Origin of the sequence: Arthrobacter vasquezii (genome assembly GCF_029455255.1) — a bacterium.
Lineage (GTDB): Bacteria > Actinomycetota > Actinomycetes > Actinomycetales > Micrococcaceae > Arthrobacter_D > Arthrobacter_D parietis.
In genome coordinates this window covers 46118-62933 of sequence record NZ_JAROKN010000005.1, presented here as the reverse complement: position 1 = coordinate 62933, position 16816 = coordinate 46118, and the positions used below count along the sequence as shown (strand labels likewise).

The window sequence follows — 16816 nt, the reverse complement described above, 5'->3', positions numbered from 1 at the left end:
TTCGTCGGAGTTTCCGCCCTTCCCCAACCCGGAAGTTTTGTGCAGGTCCGGTGGGTCGAGGGCGTCGTGAAGTCGCCATAAATGCGCAAAAGTTCCGGGTTCAGCTAGCGTGAACAACCATGGACAACGAGACGCAAGGACGCGTCGACGCGACCGCCCGCCCCAACCCGCATTCAGTGACGCTGCGGTTCCTGGCCGCACCGACGGACCTCGGGCACAGCGGCTCCGTGGACGCAGGCACTGTGCTGGAGTGGGTGGACAAAGCGGCCTATGCCGCGGCCGTCGGCTGGGCCAAGAGCTACTGCGTGACGGCGTACGTGGGGAACATCCACTTCGCGGACCCGGTGAACATCGGTGACATGGTCGAGGTCGAAGCAACAATCGTCTACACCGGGAGGTCCTCGCTGCACATCCGGACCGTCGTCTCCTCGGGTGAGGTCAAGGGCGGCGCGGCAACGATGCGCAGCCAGTGCCTCGTGATTTTTGTTGCCGTGGGACCGGACGGCAAGCCTGTACCAGTGCCACAGTTCGTGCCCGTAACAGCTGCGGAAACAGAGCTTCGTGACCAGGCGGTTGCCCGGATAGAAGTACGGGATTCGATCGTTGCCGCCATGAGCGGGCAGCAATATACCGGCGCCGGAACCGCCGAACGCGTCACGCTGCGCTTCCTTGCGGCGCCGACGGACGTGAACTGGGGCGGCAAGGTTCACGGCGGAACCGTCATGGACTGGATCGACGAAGCGGCCTACGTCTGCGCCACGCGCTACTGCGGCCAGGACACGGTGGCGGTCTTCTCCGGCGGCGTGCGATTCTACCGGCCGCTGTTGATTGGAGACCTGGTCGAGGTGGAAGCACGCCTCGTGTACACGGGAAACAAGGGCATGCACATTGCGGTGCACGTCCGGTCCGGCAAACCCACGGGACGGGACATGCAGCTGACCACCTACTGCCTCACGGTAATGGTGGCCAGGGATGAGACGGGCACCGCCGTCCCCGTTCCGCAATGGATTCCGGTCTCGGACGAGGACAAGCGACTCGCTGCGCACGCCCGTGAACTGCTCGAAATCCGGGGCCGAGCACCGGGAAGCAGCCTTCCGAGCCACCTGTCCGGATAGCGCTGCCGATCGGGCAGGCATCAACCATTCGGTTGATCTGCACATCAACCGACGGACAAGCCGCGTATCAACCGGCCTCCCGATGTAAGCACACCCGAACTGGCCGAGAGTTGAAGAGGCAACAAATGCCGAAACTGCAACTCGAAACCAGATCGGAAGAAGTGATACGGGATGTATCTAGCTCTGCGGGATATCCGCTTTGCCAAGGGCAGGTTCGCCCTGATGGGATCGGTGGTGGCGCTGATCAGCCTGTTGCTGGTGATGCTCTCCGGTCTCACGGCGGGGCTGGCCAACCAGTCGACGTCGGGCATTGAGCAGCTGAACGCTACGACCATCGCGTTCGGCGCCCCGTCCGGTAACGAACCCAAGGCTTCCTACACCGAATCACAGGTCACCTCCGAGCAGGTGAACGCATGGGTGCAGGCTGACGGAGTGAGCCATGCAGAACCGCTTGGCATCACGCAGACCCGGCTGGAGTCCGGCGGGACCGCCAACGTGGCAGTTTTCGCTGCCGATCCCGAGGGAGAGCTCGCGCCCGCGGGCTTGGAGCGCGGCGAGGCAGTCATCAGCGCACAGGTTGCCGAAGATCTCGATATTGCCGTCGGCGACACGGCAGCCATCAGCGGCACTGAGCTGACCGTCACCGGGATCATCGAAGACCAGTGGTACAGCCATACTCCCGTGGTCTGGACCACTCTTGCGGACTGGCAGGACCTTGCCCACGTGTCGGATCCGGACGTCGTCGGCACTGTGATCACAGCAAATTACGACGACGATGCTTCCCAGGCGACTCCGCTCGCGGCGATTGACGCCGCCGCAGACACGGTCAGTATGACAAAGACAGGCAGCTTCTCCGCACTGGGTGCGTTCTCCTCGGAGAATGGCTCGCTGACGATGATGCAAGGGTTCCTCTATGGGATCTCCGCGCTCGTGATCGTTGCTTTCCTCACGGTGTGGACGGTCCAGCGGACCAGGGACATCGCCGTGCTCAAGGCGCTCGGCGGCTCTAACGGCTATGTGCTGAAGGACGCCATGACGCAAGCCGCCCTCGTGCTGCTCGCGGGTGCAGCGCTCGGCGGTGGGCTCGGCGTCATCGGTGGACTATTTGCCGCGCAGGCCGCGCCCTTCCTCACCACCGCAGCCACAACGGTATTGCCCATCACCGGCGTCATCGTGCTCGGACTGGCCGGATCCGCGCTGGCCGTGCGCCGGGTGACCAAGGTCGACCCGCTGATCGCGCTCGGCGGAAACTAACCAGCCGGCACCGGCTGATACCACTCATCAGTTCAGTGAAGGACATGCCATGAACACCACCCCCAGCCCGGCCCTCACCATGCAGGGCGTCACCCTTGAATACCCAGACGGCGAGAACGGAACGCTCAAAGCGCTCGACAGCGTGAACCTGACCGCCGAGGCAGGAACCGTCACATCGCTGGTCGGTCCATCCGGCTCAGGAAAGTCCAGCCTCCTGGCCGTGGCAGCAACTTTGATCCGGCCGACCAGCGGGTTGATCACCATCGACGGGACTGACGTTACGGCCCTGGATGACAAGGATCGAACCACGCTGCGCCGCGAAAACATCGGCATCATCTTCCAGCAACCGAACCTGCTTCCCTCGCTGACCGCCGTCGAACAGTTGGTGATCGGAGAGCACCTCCGTGGAAACGCCGGCAAACGCGCTACCTCCCGCGCCATGGAGATGCTCGACGTCGTTGGCCTCTCCGATTCCGGCGGACGGCGCCCCCACCAGCTCTCCGGAGGGCAACGCCAGCGGGTCAACATAGCCCGCGCCCTGATGGGCCAGCCGACAGTGCTGCTCGTCGATGAACCTACCGCAGCGCTGGACAATGAGCGCTCGGAGTCCATCGTGCGGCTGCTGTGCCGCATCACGCGTGAATTCAATGTGGCCACTGTCATGGTCACTCACGACACCGAGTTCGTGCCCCTCACCGACGCCGTTGCCAGCATGCGTGACGGCCGCCTCACCGATTCCCGGCTCATCGCGGCCTAAGTTCGACAACCTCATCTCAGCCACTACTTACAGGACAAAGAAGCACCATGGACACCATCCTGAACATCCTCCACGTCGCTACGGCCGTTTTCATCATTGGTCCGATGGCCATACTCCCGATGACCGCTCTGCGCACCATCCGCACTGGGGCGGCCAGCCAGGTGACGACGCTCGCGAAATCGACTGCGCTCTTCACCTACCTGTCTCTAGCCGTGGCCTTTTTCGGCTTCGGGGTGCTGGGAATGGCGGACCCGCAGTACGACCTCTCCGTCACCACCCCGTGGGTGATGGCGTCACTGATCCTCTACGTCATCGCCTTCGCGCTGAATCTTGTCCTCGTTGTTCCCGGTCTGCGGAAAGCAGCTCACACCATGAGCGTGAACGGTGGTCGCGGCGCCACCTACCCGGCGGTTGCCGCCGGATCAGGTACGGTCGCGCTCCTGCTCCTTGCCACTGTTGTCCTCATGGTGTGGAAGCCCTGACCGATAGCGGTCAGCCGATAGGGTTGAGCGATGCGTCACTATACGGCGGGAAGCTATGTTCGGATGCCGTGGAAAAATGGCGCCGGCTTCACTACTGAGGTGGCGCGCTCCGGCCCGGTGGAAGGGTACGACTGGCGGCTCTCCATAGCCGACATCGCCACCGACGGGCCGTTCTCCTCCTTTCCGGATTATTGGCGAGTCATCACGGTGCTTGAAGGTGCCGGGATGCACCTGACGGTGGATGGTCAGCCAAGTGAAGCGCTGGGTCCCTTCGAAGCCTTCACGTTCGACGGCGCCGGCAGGACTGAATGCGCGCTGGTTGGTGGCCCTATTCGCGACTTCAACCTGATTTACCGGAAGGGCCGCATAGGCTCCCGGCTCACCTGGATCGAATTGTCGAATGCGCAGCACCTGGTCACGGACGCGCCGACGATCCTCATCTTTGCTGCTGTAGGACAGGCGGCACTTAGATGCTCGCAGGGAAGTGGACTTCTACTCGGCGTGCAGGAGCTCGCGAGAATCGAGAACGGCACCGGCGCGACGCTCACCCTCGATATCGAGGGAGAGCGCGGCGCTCATGCTGCTGTCATCGAGCTATGGACCCGGGAAGGCGAAGGCGGGAGTCGCCCGGATGGTCAGTAGCTCGCCGTGCGTTCATCGCCGTCGGCAGCGGGTACAAACTGTGCAGCGAGGGCCTCAGATCCCCTTGCCAGCAGGGCAACGTCAGCGCCGACCAGGATAAAACCGGCGCCGGCGTCCATGTAGTGTCGAGCAGTGTCGGGATTGAAGGCGTTCACACCGGCAGGCTTGCCGGCCTTCTTCGCCGCATCAAGACAGCGTTCGACGGCGGCGCGCACCTTCGGATGCTCCTGCTGGCCGAGTAGCCCCATGGAAGCGGCGAGGTCGGCGGGACCCATGAAAATGGCGTCGACGCCCTCCACCGCCAGGATGTCCTCCACAGCTTCAACAGCTGCTGCGGACTCGATTTGAACCGCCACGCTGACCGTTTCCCCGGCCCGGGCAAGGTAATCGGGAACGCGGTTCCAGCGGGCCGCCCGCGCCAGTGCCGAGCCAACGCCGCGCACACCCTCCGGCGGGTACCGGGTGGCAGCCACAGCGGCCTCGGCCTCGGCCGCCGAATGAACCATCGGGATGAGTAGGTTTTGCACGCCGAGGTCCAGGTATTGCTTGATCAGGACAGTGTCATTCACGGGTGGCCGCACCATGGTGTGCACCGGGTAGCCGTGGATGGCCTGGAGCTGGGCGAGGATTGTCTCCAGGCTGTTCGGGCTGTGCTCGGCGTCAATCAGGATCCAGTCGAGGCCCGCTCCCGCGCACAGCTCGGCGATCAGCGGGCTACCGGAACAAACCCACATGCCGGCGAGCGGACGCTCGGCCGTAGCCATCACGTCGCGGAAAGTGGTGGTTAGTGGAAGTGGCATGTCACAGCTCCAAGTGGCCCGTAGTCGGCGTGCACGGTATCGCCCTTATGAACCCAGAGCGGACGGGTGAAGGAGCCGGCGAGAATGATGTCTCCGGCTAACAGACTGTCTCCGTGGGCGGCGATCTTGTTCGCCAGCCAGTGGACGCCCGCGGCAGGATGGTCCAGAACGCCGGCTGCTACGCCGGTTTCCTCCACCGTCTGGTTCTTATAGAGGATGGCGGAAACCCAGCGAAGGTCGACGGCGTCGGGTTTCACCGGACGGCCGCCCACCACCATCGCGCCCATCGCGGCGTTGTCGGAGATGGTGTCCACGATGGTCCGGCCCTCCATCTCTATCCGGGAGTCCAGGATCTCGAGGGCCGGAACCACATAGTCCGTTGCATTGAGCACGTCGAAAATGGTGCAGCCGGGGCCCTTCAGCCCGTCCTTCAGCACGAACGCGAGTTCCACCTCAACACGTGGATGGGTGTACTTGTCCCACTCCACCGAGCACCCGGTCTCCAGCACCATGTCATCGAAGATGGCGCCGTAGTCGGGCTCTGTGATCCCGGTAGCGGCCTGCATCGCTTTGGACGTGAGACCGATCTTGCGGCCTACGAGTTTGCGCCCGGCTTCCTCGTTGCGGCGCCGCCACAATTGCTGGACAGCGTAGGAATCCTCCACCGTCATGTCCGGGTAGCGTGCGGTCAGCAGGGGAACCGGGGTGCGGCTGCGGCCGGCTTCCACCAGTTCGTCGGCGATGGCCTCGATTGTTGCGTGATCCAGCATGATTACAGCTGCGCCCCGAGCTTGAACCCCTGCGGCTGGCTGTCCGCGCCGTCGTCGTCCTGCTTCCGGGTGTAGGAGAAGCCGTCGGCGCCAACGGTGACCGCCATCTCGCTCTTCTCCTCACGCTCAACCACTGGCTGGGGGTTACCGTCAAGGTCCAGGACCAGGGAGGCTTCCGTATACCAGGACGGCACAACCGGATTGCCCCACCAGTCGCGGCGCTGGTTGTCATGCACGTCCCAGGTGATGGTGGGATTGTCGGGATCCCCGGTGTAGTAGTCCTGGGTGTAGATCTCGATGCGGTGGCCGTCCGGGTCCAGGATGTACAGGTAAAACGCGTTGGACACGCCGTGCCGGCCGGGGCCGCGCTCAATCCGGTCACTGATGCGCAGCGCGCCCATCTTGTCGCAGATCTGGATGATGTTGTGCTTCTCGTGGGTCGCGAAGGCAACGTGATGCATGCGTGGTCCGTTGCCGCCTGTCAGCGCCGTGTCATGGACGGTCTGCTTGCGGTGCATCCACGCGGCGTAGGTGACACCGTCTGAATCCTTGATGTCCTCGGAGACGCGGAAGCCGAGGTCCTCGAGGTACTTGCGGCCGCGGGGCACGTCCGGGGTCACCTGGTTAAAGTGGTCCAGACGGACAAGCTCACCTGCGGAGTAGAGATCATAACGCTGGGTCAGGCGCTCCACGTGCTCCACATCGTAGAAGAACTCGTAGGGGAAGCCCAGCGGATCCTCGACTCGGACGGAATCACCGATGCCCTTGGTGAAGCCTTCCTTGCGGCGTTCGGTGCGGCAACCCAACTCCTTGTAGTACGTTTCCGCAGCGTCCACCTCAGCGGGGGACTTCACGCGGTAGGCGAAGGCGGCCACGGCGGCAATCGGTCCCTTGCGCAGCACGAGGTTGTGGTGGATGAACTCTTCGAGGGGTCGCAGGTAGATGGTGTTGTCGTCTTCCTCGGTGACGTGCAGGCCGAGGACGTCAACGTAGAACTCGCGCGACCTGGCCAGGTCGGTGACCACGATCTCCATGTAGGCACAGCGGACAATGTCCGGAGCCGGGGCGGCGGGCGTGGGAACGAAGTTGGTCATGATGTTCTCTCTTCTTCGAGCAGTGCAGGAAAGTTACTAGCCCTCGTTGGCGGCGGAGTCTTCGACGCTGCCGAACTTCGGGGTGTGGACGGCGCCAAGGGTGATGTGTACGGCTTGCTGGTCGGTGTAGAAATCGATGGAGCGGTAGCCGCCCTCATGGCCCAGGCCGGAGGCTTTCACCCCGCCGAACGGCGTGCGGAGGTCACGGACATTATGGCTGTTGAGCCAGACCATGCCGGCCTCCACGTTCTGGGCGAAGTTGTGCGCGCGGGTGAGGTTCTGGGTCCAGATATAGGCGGCCAGACCGTACTTCGTGTTGTTCGCGAGGACCAGCGCTTCGTCGTCGTTCTCGAAGGGGGTGATTGCTACAACCGGGCCGAAGATTTCCTCCTGAAAGATCCGTGCTTCAGGCGCGACGTCGGCAAAGACAGTCGGAGCGATGTAGTTGCCTTCGGGCAGATTTTCCGGACGACCGCCGCCGGCAAGGAGCCGGCCCTCGGATTTGCCGATCTCCACGTAGGAGGCCACCTTCTCGTAGTGGTCGGGGTGGACCAACGCGCCGACCTGCGTCTTCGGGTCATGCGGATCTCCGACGACGATGGTCTTCGCGCGCGCCGCGTACCTCTCGCAGAAATCGTCGTAGATGGCGCGTTCCACGAGGATGCGGGATCCGGCGGTGCAGCGCTCGCCGTTGAGGGAGAAGACGCCGAAGAGCGCGGAGTCAATGGCGGCGTCGAGGTCCGCGTCGGCGAAAACCACGCACGGTGACTTTCCGCCGAGCTCCATCGACAGGCCCTTAAGGTTGGCCGAGGCATTGCGGAAGATCGTTTGCCCGGTGGTGGTCTCGCCGGTGAAGGAAATCAGCGGAACATCTGGGTGCTTGACCAGGGCGTCGCCCGCTTCCTCGCCGAGCCCATTGACCAGGTTGAAGACCCCGTCGGGGAGCCCCGCGTCCTTGAAGATCTGCGCCCAGAGGGAGGCGGAAAGGGGCGTGAACTCAGCCGGCTTGAGTACCACGGTGTTGCCGGTCGCCAGCGCGGGGGCCAGCTTCCAGGATTCGAGCATGAACGGTGTATTCCACGGGGTGATCAGGCCAGCAACGCCGATGGGTTTCCGGTTGACGTAGTTGATCTGGGATCCGGGAACCTTCATGGCGTCGTCGAACTGGGCCACGATGAGGTCGGCGAAGAAGCGGAAGTTCTCGGCTGCCCGCAGCGCCTGGCCCTTGGCCTGGGTGATCGGAAGGCCGGTATCGAAGGTCTCGAGCTCGGCGAGGCGGGCTTCCTGCGCTTCCACGGCGTCAGCGATTTTGTTCAGGACGCGGGCCCGTTCGCGGGGCTTCATCTTCGGCCAGGGACCGTTGAGGAACGCATCACGTGCGGCGGAAACCGCGAGGTCGATGTCTTCCTTCTGGCCCGCCGCTGCGGTCGCGTAGTTTTTGTTGGATACCGGGTCCAGGACATCGAAGGTCTTGCCACTGAGTGAGTCGACGAAGTTGCCGTTGATGTAGTGCTGGATGTGCGTGGGCAGGTCCTTCGGCACGTAATGGGTCTCAGAAACGGTGGACGTCATTGTTCTCTTCCTGACTGCTGGAATCTACTGGGTGGTGGCGGGCGCTTGCGCGAGGTAAGCGTCGAGAGTGGCAGAGCGGTGTCTTCGCGCCGCGCGTTCAATGGTGTCGGCGTCGGCATCCGATTCGATGAGTTGGAGCAGGTCTTCGTGTTCGCTGACCGATTCGCGTGCGCGTCCGGGGACAAACCGGAACGTTGAGGACCGCAGCGTTGCGAGTCGATTCCAGCCCCGATGAACCAGATCAAGGATGTGCGGGTTGGGGCAGTGCTCAAACAGAACGCTGTGAAAGTCCTGGTTGAGCCTTGTGAAGCGCACGGGGTCGAAGTGATCAAGGCAGTCGTGCATTTCCTTGTTGACGGCCCGCGCCCGCGCGACCGCCGCGGAGTCAATCAGCGGCGCGGACAGCGCGGTGGCCGCCCCCTCCACAATGCTGAGCGTCTGCATTGTATAGAGGTACTCCGTAGGGTCGATCCCGGAGACTGTGGCGCCGACGTTGCGCTCGAACTTCACAAGCCCTTCGGCTTCCAGCCGCCGAATCGCTTCCCGCACCGGCACCACGCTGAAGCCGAGGTCCTCGGCGATCTTCGCCAATACGAGCCGGTATCCAGGGGAGAAGGTCCCCTCGACGATGCGAGCCTTGATTGAAATGTATGCCTGCTCGGATTTGCTGCCGGGCTTGATGTCACCGGCGGTCTGTACAACGACGGATGGCCCGAAGGCGATATCAACCACCTGATGCTCCTTCCGAAGCTGAGGCCGCCCACTCCTGGTATTTCGCTTTCCACTCCGGGTTCATCGGAAAAAGCCCGTCAACGCCGTTGCCCTGCTTGACCATCTCGAAGATGAAAGTCTCTTCCTTTTCCTGCTGGATGCAGTCCTCGACGAGGTCTTCGGCCAGGGCCGGTGGGATTACGATGATGCCGTCGGAATCAGCCACGATGATGTCTCCGGGCTGCACGGTGGCTCCGCCGCATGCAATGGTGATGTCCGTGTCCCACGGAATGTGCCGGCGGCCTAAGACCGCGGGGTGGGGATTGGCGAAGTAGGTTGGCATATCAAGATCAGCGACGGCCGAGAAGTCCCGGACGCCGCCGTCCGTGATGATGGCTGCCGCACCGCGTACCTGGGCGCGCAGGGCCAGGACGTCACCCACTGTTCCCGTGCCCTTCTCGCCGCGTGCCTCCATAACGATGATCTCGCCGCCGTTCACTGAATCGATGGCGCGCTTCTGCGCATTGAAGCCGCCCCCATGGGTTTTGAAGAGGTCTTCACGATTGGGCACAAAACGCAGAGTGCGGGCCAGGCCCACAACCCGGCGGTCCGGGCGCGTGGTCTGCAGACCGTCGATGCTGACGTTGTTCAGACCGCGCTTGCGCAGCTGGGACGACAGGGTAGCGGTGGCAACGCTTTCGAGTTTTTTCCTGAGTTCCGGCGACAGTGCCTGCCTGCTCGGTTCCAAACCGGCGGCCTCGCGTGATCCGTACGCCTCTTCACGCTGGGCGTCATCCGCCTTGGGCTGCGCGCCGAAGTCCGCGAACGGCGCGGTTCCCTCCACCACTCGGGTGGTGAGCTTGCCGCTGCTGTAGCTGCCGGCGGTGACCTCGATCTCGACGACGTCACCGGGCTGGGCGACTGACGCTCCGGCGGGCGTGCCGGTGAGGATTATGTCGCCCTCCTCCAAAGTGAGGAGCTGCGAGAGGTCCGCAACGAGCTGGGCAAACGGGAAGAGGAGGTCCTCGGTGGTGTCATCCTGCACCAGGTCACCGTTGTGCCAGGTGCGCACCCGCATTGCGGCGGGATCGACCTCACCCGCGGGGATGAGCTGCGGCCCGACGGGGGTGAATCCGTCACCGCCCTTGGAACGGAGATTGGAGCCTTTGTCTGCGTAGCGGAGATCATAGACGCCCAGGTCATTGCTTGCGGTGATCCACTCCACGTGGCTCCAGGCGTCCTCCAAGCCGACCCGGCGTGCCGGCTTGCCGATGATGAGGGCGATTTCCCCTTCATAACCGAGCAGTTCGCAGCCGGCCGGGCGTTCGACCGAACCGGGCGCTTCGGAGGATCCCACCGCGAGCGACGACGGCGGCTTGAGGAAGTAGGAGGGCTTCTGGGGGGTGCGCCCACGCTGCGCGGCGCGGCTCGGGTAGTTGATGTGGACGGCGATGACCTTGCGGGTGCGGGCAAGGAGCTGGGTGCTTGCTTCGGTGGTCTGTGACTCCGTTGTCATGCCGCGTACTCCTCATTAGATCCAGGCAATGTTTCGATGTACGAAATCGTATACGATAACTCTGTCTTGTGAAGTGCGGCACGTCAACCCCCGTTCACGTGTTCGGAACGGTTGTGCTGTGCATCATGTTCGTCGTACAGTTTTGGCACCGTCATTCGATTATAGAAATAGCTGTTCAGATAGTGAACACGGTGACGGGCATCCCCAAAAGTTTCACAAAGAAGTGAGTGAGGACAGCGCGTGCACTTCCATCATCATGGCTACGTCTCCGGTGATCCACGTGTCCAGGCGGCAGCCGGCGTCGGCGTAGATCGGCCCGAGGAGTTGCCGGAGGAGGTCGATGTCCTGATTGTCGGCAGCGGTCCGGCCGGCATGCTTGCCGCTGCGCAGTTGTCACAGTTCGCGAATATCACCACGCGTTTGGTGGAGCGCCGCCCAGGGAGGCTCGCAATTGGGCAGGCGGACGGTATCCAGGCCCGTAGCGTTGAGACTTTCCAGGCCTTTGGGTTCGCCGAGCGCATCATCGCCGAGGCGTACCGGATCACCGAGATGGCGTTCTGGAAGCCGGATCCGGCGGATCCTTCACGCATCATCCGAACGGCTCGCCCGCTCGATGACCCGACGGGCATCAGCGAGTTTCCACACCTCATCGTCAACCAGGCGCGGGTGCTGGACTACTTTGCTGAGTTCATGGCAAACGCACCTACCCGCATGACCCCGGACTATGGACTCGATTTCCAAAGCCTCGAGGTCGATGAAGGCGGAGAGTACCCCGTGACCGTCACCCTGCTTCACACCGCCGGGCCCCGCGAAGGGCAGGAGCGCACGGTCCGCGCCAAGTACGTGATCGGGGCGGACGGAGCACGCAGCAAAGTCCGCCAGGCGATTGGGTGCACGCTCGCCGGTGATGCGGCGAACCACGCATGGGGCGTCATGGATGTCCTCGCCGTCACCGACTTCCCGGACATCCGGCTCAAGTGCGCCATCCAATCCGGTACGGGCGGAAGCATCCTGCTCATTCCGCGCGAAGGGGGCCATCTGTTCCGCATGTACGTGGACCTCGGTGAGGTGGACGCGCACACCAAGGGTGACATCCGCAGCACCACCATCGAGGAGGTCATCGAGAAGGCCAACGCAATCCTGCACCCTTACACGCTCGATGTCCGCAACGTCGCCTGGAACAGTGTTTACGAGGTTGGCCACCGACTCACGGACAGGTTCGACGACGTCCTTCCGGAGGACATTGGAACCCGCACCCCGCGCGTCTTCATCACCGGAGACGCCTGCCACACACACAGCGCCAAAGCCGGCCAGGGCATGAACGTCTCCATGCAGGACGGCTTCAACATCGCCTGGAAGCTCGGCCATGTGCTGGAAGGCCGGAGCAAGGAAAGTCTGCTGTCCACCTACTCGGCGGAACGCCAGGTGGTTGCGAAGAACCTCATCGACTTCGACAAGCAGTGGTCCTCGCTCATGGCGAAGAAGCCCGAAGAGTTCGAGGACCCCACCGAACTCGAGAACTTCTACGTCCGAACCATGGAGTTCCCCGCCGGATTCATGACGGAGTACTCGCCATCGATGATCGTTGCCGAGGCAATACATCAGGAACTGGCAACCGGCTTCCCCGTGGGCAAGCGCTTCAAATCTGCACCGGTAGTCCGGGTGTGCGACACCAACCCGCTTCACCTCGGCCACCATGCAACGGCTGACGGTCGTTGGCGGATCTACGTCTTCGCGGACGAGCCACTGCCGGGCAATCCATCGAAGGTAACCAACTTCGCCGAGTGGCTGACGAACTCACCGGAGTCGCCGCTCGCTGCCACACCCGAGGGAGCCGACCTCGACGCGTGGTTTGACGTCAAGGTGATCTATCAGCAGGACCACCAGAGCATCGACATCAACGCCGTGCCAGCGGTCTTCAAGCCTGAAGTCGGGCCGTTCAAGCTGAACTACCTGGAGAAGGTCTTCGGCACCGACCAGGCGGAGGACATCTTCGAGTTGCGCGGGCTGGACCGTGGCGGCGTCGTCGTCGTTGTCCGCCCCGACCAGTACGTGGCCAATGTGTTGCCTCTGACGGCGACGGCGGAGCTGGGCGAGTTCTTTGCGGGAATGCGGGCGGGCGTGCCGCGCTGAATGTTGTCGCTACTGCTGCAACCTACTGAGTAGATATTCGTGCATGTAGGGAAACTCGAAGTCGACGAAGGCTGAATCGTTTCCAGGTCGACGTTATTGCCTTCCTTATACCGCGTGGTCTGAATGTAAATTTTGAGGTACCCACGCTTTGTCTACCTGCGCGCGCACTGTCCCGTTGATCACGCGTTCCAGCTTAAGGTGAGTCGGGGGCCTGCGCGGCACCTGTTGGTTCGAGCATGCGGGCCGAGCGCTCGTCGTCGAACTATTCCCTCACTGATGCCAGCCGATATACACTACGCGCGGGGGAAGCAACCGGGCGTCCCACTGCCCGGAGTTCCCGGGGGTCTCACTCCGAGGAAGCCAATGAGCCGTCCCCGTCTTGTCCGTGCTACGGCCACCGTTGTCGCGGCACTGATCGCCAGCCAACTTCTCAGTCTCCCGGCTAACGCTGATTTCCTGCCGGCCGTCCCGCACCGGACCCTAGAGTCGGAAGCCCTCACCTCGCCGACACTGGTGCTCGAATCGAACGCCGGGCACGTAGTGAATTCCACGCTCACCATACAGCCGGGCGACTGGAGCCCCCTCCCTGCCGACCTCGCCTACTCATGGACACGCGACGGCCGCATCATAGACGGCGCCGCCAGCGCCAGCTACACGCTGACCGATGAGGACTTGCACAGATTTATTCAGGGCTTCGCCACGGGCAGAGACGAGAGCGGCACCTTGCTTGCCCGCGCGACTGAGCAGATTGGCCCGATAAGACCCGCTCAAATGCTCACCCACCGGGGACCCGTAATCACCGGTATCCCGCAGGTAGGTTCCACGCTTGCGGAGGTTGGACCGGAATGGGGGCCCGCACCGGTTACACGAGCTCACCAGTGGTTGCGGAACGGAGCAGAAATTCCGGGAGCGACGGAATCTACCTACATTCCGGTGGAAGCAGATATCGGCGCGAACATCAGTGTCCGAGTGACGGGATCGAAACCCGGATATGTCACCGCGGTTCAGCAATCCAGCAGCACGGGCCAAGTGCAACCGGAAGGCTTTTCGGTAACGGTCCCGACGATCCTGGGCACTGCCAAGGTTGATCAAACACTGACCGTCGTACCAGGGATATGGTCCCCTGCACCGGAAACGTTCACTTATCAGTGGAACCGCAATGGCGTCCCGATCGCCGGCGCCACCGCAGAGAAATTTACGACGACGGCTGCCGACTACATGAAGTACCTCACCGTCACGGTGACTGCGACCAAAGAAGGTCTCCCGCCGACCTCGCTGACATCCGCTCACACAGGCATTCATCGCGGGGAATTTATCTCGCCCGTTCCCACCATCGCGGGAGCCCCTCGCGCCGGCAGTACCCTCTCGGCTATCACTGGCGACTGGACGCCGGGAGCGACTCTCTCGATCCAATGGCAGCGTAACGGGGCCGACATCACCGGGGCGATCAGCGCTGACTACACCTTGCAGCGCGTTGACATCGGAGCCGCGATATCCGTGAGAGTAACCGCCACCAAGGCGGCATACTTTCCATACTCGACATCTTCCAAGCCCACACCTTTCATTACCGGCACCCTGAAGGAGTTTTCCGGCGACGGCCATTCAGACGTGCTCGCGCGTGACTCCGCGGGAAGGCTGTGGCTGTATGCCGGAAACCCACTGGGTGGATGGAAGCCCCGGAAGCAGGTGGGTTCCGGCTGGAACGTTCTCACCAGCATCGTTGCACCCGGCGATTTCAATGGGGATGGCTTTGCGGACGTGCTCGGCCGGGATGTCAAAGGCGGCCTGCACGTATATCCCGGAAACGGTGCAGGCGGTTGGGAGCCGCCCGCCGCTGTCGGCTCCGGTTGGAATGCGATGACCAGCATCATTGCACCAGGAGACTTCGATGGTGACGGCAACGCTGACGTGCTGGCGCGTGATCGGCAGGGCGCTCTCTATCTCTATCCCAGTGACGGCTGGCACTGGTGGCTTCCGCGGGTGCAGGTTGGTACCGGGTGGAACGCTATGACTGCGATCCTCGGGCCGGGCGATTTCAGCGGTGATGGCAACGTGGACATCCTCGCACGCGACGCCAGTGGATACCTTTGGCTCTACCCGGGCAACGGAGCCGGTGGGTGGAAGACTCGTGTGAAGGCCGGTTCAGGGTGGAACGGATTCACCAGCATCCTAGTCCCCGGTGACTTCGACGGAGACGGGCATGTCGACGTGATGGCGCGCAGCTCCGACGGAGCGCTCTGGCTGTATCCAGGTAACGGAGCCGGCGGCTGGAAGGCCCGTTCCAAGGTCGGTTCCGGATGGAACATTTTCAGTACAATCCTCTGACCGGACCACGTCCACCCACCTGAATCGTCACCGCCACGGATCGATGATCGTCATCCCCGCGGGCTTGGCCCGATCGAACCCGGGCAACAGGAAAGCGGCCTCCGCGAGTCCAACGGTGCGTTCAATCAACAGGTCCGGCCGCAGCGAACCTTCCTCGATGAGCGCCATCATTCCCGGATAGTCGGCGGCGGCCATGCCATGGCTGCCCAGCAGATCAAGCTCCCACGCAATCACCCGTGCCATCGGAACGCGGGGATTGCCGCCAACTGGAGGCAGCAGCCCGATCTGCACATGCCGGCCCCTGCGCCGAAGACTCAGAATGGCGTCAGCGCAGGTCTGCTCACTGCCCACCGCATCAATGGCGACGTGGCTTCCGCCGTCGGTCAGTTCAGCAACAGCGGACGGGATGTCACCGCCGTCGGCCGTGAGAACGTGCTCCGCGCCGAGGGCGGACGCCACGGCAAGGGCCTCGGCGTGACGGTCAACGGCGATCACACGTGCGCCTACCGCGCGTGCGATCATCACCGCGCTCAAACCCACACCGCCCGCACCTACAACGGTCACCCACTCGCCGGGTCTAACCTGCGCGCGGCTGACCAGCGCGCGGTACGCGGTAGCGAACCGGCAACCCAGGCTGGCCGCCGTCGTGAAATCTATCCCTTCGGGAATGGCCACCAGATTGGTATCGGCAGCATACAGGCCGACGTACTCGGCGAAAGATCCCCAGTGTGTGAAGCCCGGCTGCTGCTGGTTGGGGCACACCTGGGCATTTCCGGTCAGACACCATTCGCACCGGCCGCAGCCGCACACAAAGGGGACCGTCACACGGTCACCGGCCTTCCACCGGACGACGTCGGCGCCTACCTCGGTGACGATGCCGGCAAGCTCATGGCCGGGAACGTGGGGAAACGCTATGTCCTCGTGGCCCGCCCAAGCATGCCAATCACTGCGGCACAAACCTGTTGCCATCACTTTGACCACGACGCCGCCCGGAGTGACCGCTGGAGCCGGTACCTCCCGAACATCGGGCCGGCCCTGAACCTGGTCGAAAACTACTGCGCGCATCCTCGGAGTCTAAGCGTGGAATCGCCCTTACTTGTCCGCAGAGCGGTCAGGCGGAACAGGCGGGTAGTACGGGAAGGTCGGGTAGGCGTATCCGGCGCCCCAATACGGCACGTATCCGTAGTACCCGTACACGTCCTCGTAGTAGGAGGCCTCGTCGACGAGCTCAGGATCATAACCTGGAGCTCCGGCGACCAGTTCGCGGGACTGGTCAATCGTGACCTCATCGGCAATACGCGTGATCGCCTCGACCGGGATGAACGACTTCTCCTTGCCGATCCCGAGGAATCCACCTGAGGCGACCACCAGGAAGCGAACCTTTTTCTCGGCGTCGTCAATCAGCAGTGCATCGATCTGCCCCAGATCTTCGCCGTCCTTGTCCTTGACGTTGAGTCCGCGGATGTCTTCCTCGGCGGTCACCGTCTGATCGCTGTCGCTTAGCTTGATCAGTTTGGCGGGGTTGTTCGTAGCCATGTGCCTCTCCTACTCTCGGTTTCCTCTATGGATTCGGTGAGTCGGAACCCGACCGGGGCTGTCAGCCCCACTTCCCACCGAATCACGGGCCGGAGGATCAGGCAAGGGC

The 16816-nt window shown here is 63.1% G+C and carries 15 protein-coding genes; 7 read left to right on the top strand and 8 right to left on the bottom strand.

Annotated elements, in window-relative coordinates:
• Nucleotides 1-119 precede the first annotated feature (119 nt).
• The 5 genes from P4U43_RS03840 to P4U43_RS03820 all read left to right on the top strand — a co-directional run bounded on the left by P4U43_RS03840 (nucleotide 120) and on the right by P4U43_RS03820 (nucleotide 4250).
• Entirely contained in the window at nucleotides 120-1115 is a 996-nt protein-coding gene (locus tag P4U43_RS03840) for an acyl-CoA thioesterase (RefSeq protein ID WP_277357526.1), read from the top strand.
• Nucleotides 1116-1286: 171 nt separating this feature from the next.
• The gene (locus P4U43_RS03835; RefSeq protein ID WP_277357525.1) at nucleotides 1287-2369 is read left to right on the top strand and encodes an ABC transporter permease; all 1083 of its coding nucleotides are present in this window, start codon (nucleotides 1287-1289) and stop codon (nucleotides 2367-2369) included.
• 49 nt (nucleotides 2370-2418) lie between these two features.
• Nucleotides 2419-3126 carry an ABC transporter ATP-binding protein gene (locus P4U43_RS03830; RefSeq protein WP_277357524.1) on the top strand — a complete coding sequence of 236 codons (708 nt, stop codon included), beginning with the start codon at nucleotides 2419-2421 and terminating at the stop codon, nucleotides 3124-3126.
• Between the two features lie 47 nt (nucleotides 3127-3173).
• Nucleotides 3174-3608 (top strand): DUF2269 family protein, encoded by a 435-nt coding sequence (locus tag P4U43_RS03825; protein ID WP_277357523.1) that lies wholly within the window; start codon nucleotides 3174-3176, stop codon nucleotides 3606-3608.
• 63 nt (nucleotides 3609-3671) lie between these two features.
• Complete coding sequence (locus P4U43_RS03820) at nucleotides 3672-4250, top strand: HutD/Ves family protein (RefSeq protein WP_277357522.1); 579 nt, start codon at nucleotides 3672-3674, stop codon at nucleotides 4248-4250.
• Here the strand turns inward: P4U43_RS03820 and P4U43_RS03815 are convergent.
• Genes P4U43_RS03815 through P4U43_RS03790 form a run of 6 tightly spaced genes read right to left on the bottom strand, consistent with a single transcriptional unit; the run spans nucleotide 4244 to nucleotide 10713 of the window.
• Nucleotides 4244-5050 carry an HpcH/HpaI aldolase family protein gene (locus P4U43_RS03815; protein ID WP_277357521.1) on the bottom strand — a complete coding sequence of 269 codons (807 nt, stop codon included), beginning with the start codon at nucleotides 5048-5050 and terminating at the stop codon, nucleotides 4244-4246. The genes P4U43_RS03820 and P4U43_RS03815 overlap by 7 nt on opposite strands.
• Nucleotides 5035-5820, bottom strand: a complete 786-nt coding sequence (gene hpaH, locus P4U43_RS03810) for a 2-oxo-hept-4-ene-1,7-dioate hydratase (protein WP_277357520.1) — start codon at nucleotides 5818-5820, stop codon at nucleotides 5035-5037. Before hpaH ends, P4U43_RS03815 begins: the two co-directional genes overlap by 16 nt.
• Nucleotides 5821-5822: 2 nt before the next feature.
• A complete protein-coding gene (hpaD, locus tag P4U43_RS03805) occupies nucleotides 5823-6914 on the bottom strand; it encodes a 3,4-dihydroxyphenylacetate 2,3-dioxygenase (protein WP_056545274.1) in 1092 nt (363 codons plus the stop codon).
• A 36-nt stretch (nucleotides 6915-6950) separates the two neighbouring features.
• Nucleotides 6951-8486, bottom strand: a complete 1536-nt coding sequence (hpaE, locus tag P4U43_RS03800; protein ID WP_277357519.1) for a 5-carboxymethyl-2-hydroxymuconate semialdehyde dehydrogenase — start codon at nucleotides 8484-8486, stop codon at nucleotides 6951-6953.
• A gap of 24 nt (nucleotides 8487-8510) precedes the next feature.
• Nucleotides 8511-9209: a GntR family transcriptional regulator gene (locus tag P4U43_RS03795; protein WP_277357589.1), complete on the bottom strand. Its 699-nt coding sequence runs from the start codon at nucleotides 9207-9209 to the stop codon at nucleotides 8511-8513.
• A gap of 1 nt (nucleotide 9210) precedes the next feature.
• Nucleotides 9211-10713: a fumarylacetoacetate hydrolase family protein gene (locus P4U43_RS03790; RefSeq protein WP_277357518.1), complete on the bottom strand. Its 1503-nt coding sequence runs from the start codon at nucleotides 10711-10713 to the stop codon at nucleotides 9211-9213.
• Between the two features lie 240 nt (nucleotides 10714-10953).
• Between P4U43_RS03790 and P4U43_RS03785 the strand changes: the two genes are divergently transcribed.
• On the top strand, nucleotides 10954-12846 hold the full coding sequence (locus P4U43_RS03785; RefSeq protein WP_277357517.1) for an FAD-binding monooxygenase: 1893 nt from the start codon (nucleotides 10954-10956) through the stop codon (nucleotides 12844-12846).
• A gap of 363 nt (nucleotides 12847-13209) precedes the next feature.
• The gene (locus P4U43_RS03780; RefSeq protein ID WP_277357516.1) at nucleotides 13210-15171 is read left to right on the top strand and encodes an FG-GAP-like repeat-containing protein; all 1962 of its coding nucleotides are present in this window, start codon (nucleotides 13210-13212) and stop codon (nucleotides 15169-15171) included.
• Between the two features lie 27 nt (nucleotides 15172-15198).
• Here the strand turns inward: P4U43_RS03780 and P4U43_RS03775 are convergent, their stop codons facing one another.
• Complete coding sequence (locus tag P4U43_RS03775) at nucleotides 15199-16236, bottom strand: zinc-dependent alcohol dehydrogenase family protein (protein WP_277357515.1); 1038 nt, start codon at nucleotides 16234-16236, stop codon at nucleotides 15199-15201.
• A 27-nt stretch (nucleotides 16237-16263) separates the two neighbouring features.
• A complete protein-coding gene (locus tag P4U43_RS03770) occupies nucleotides 16264-16707 on the bottom strand; it encodes a PRC-barrel domain-containing protein (RefSeq protein ID WP_277357514.1) in 444 nt (147 codons plus the stop codon).
• Between the last annotated feature and the right edge of the window lie 109 nt (nucleotides 16708-16816).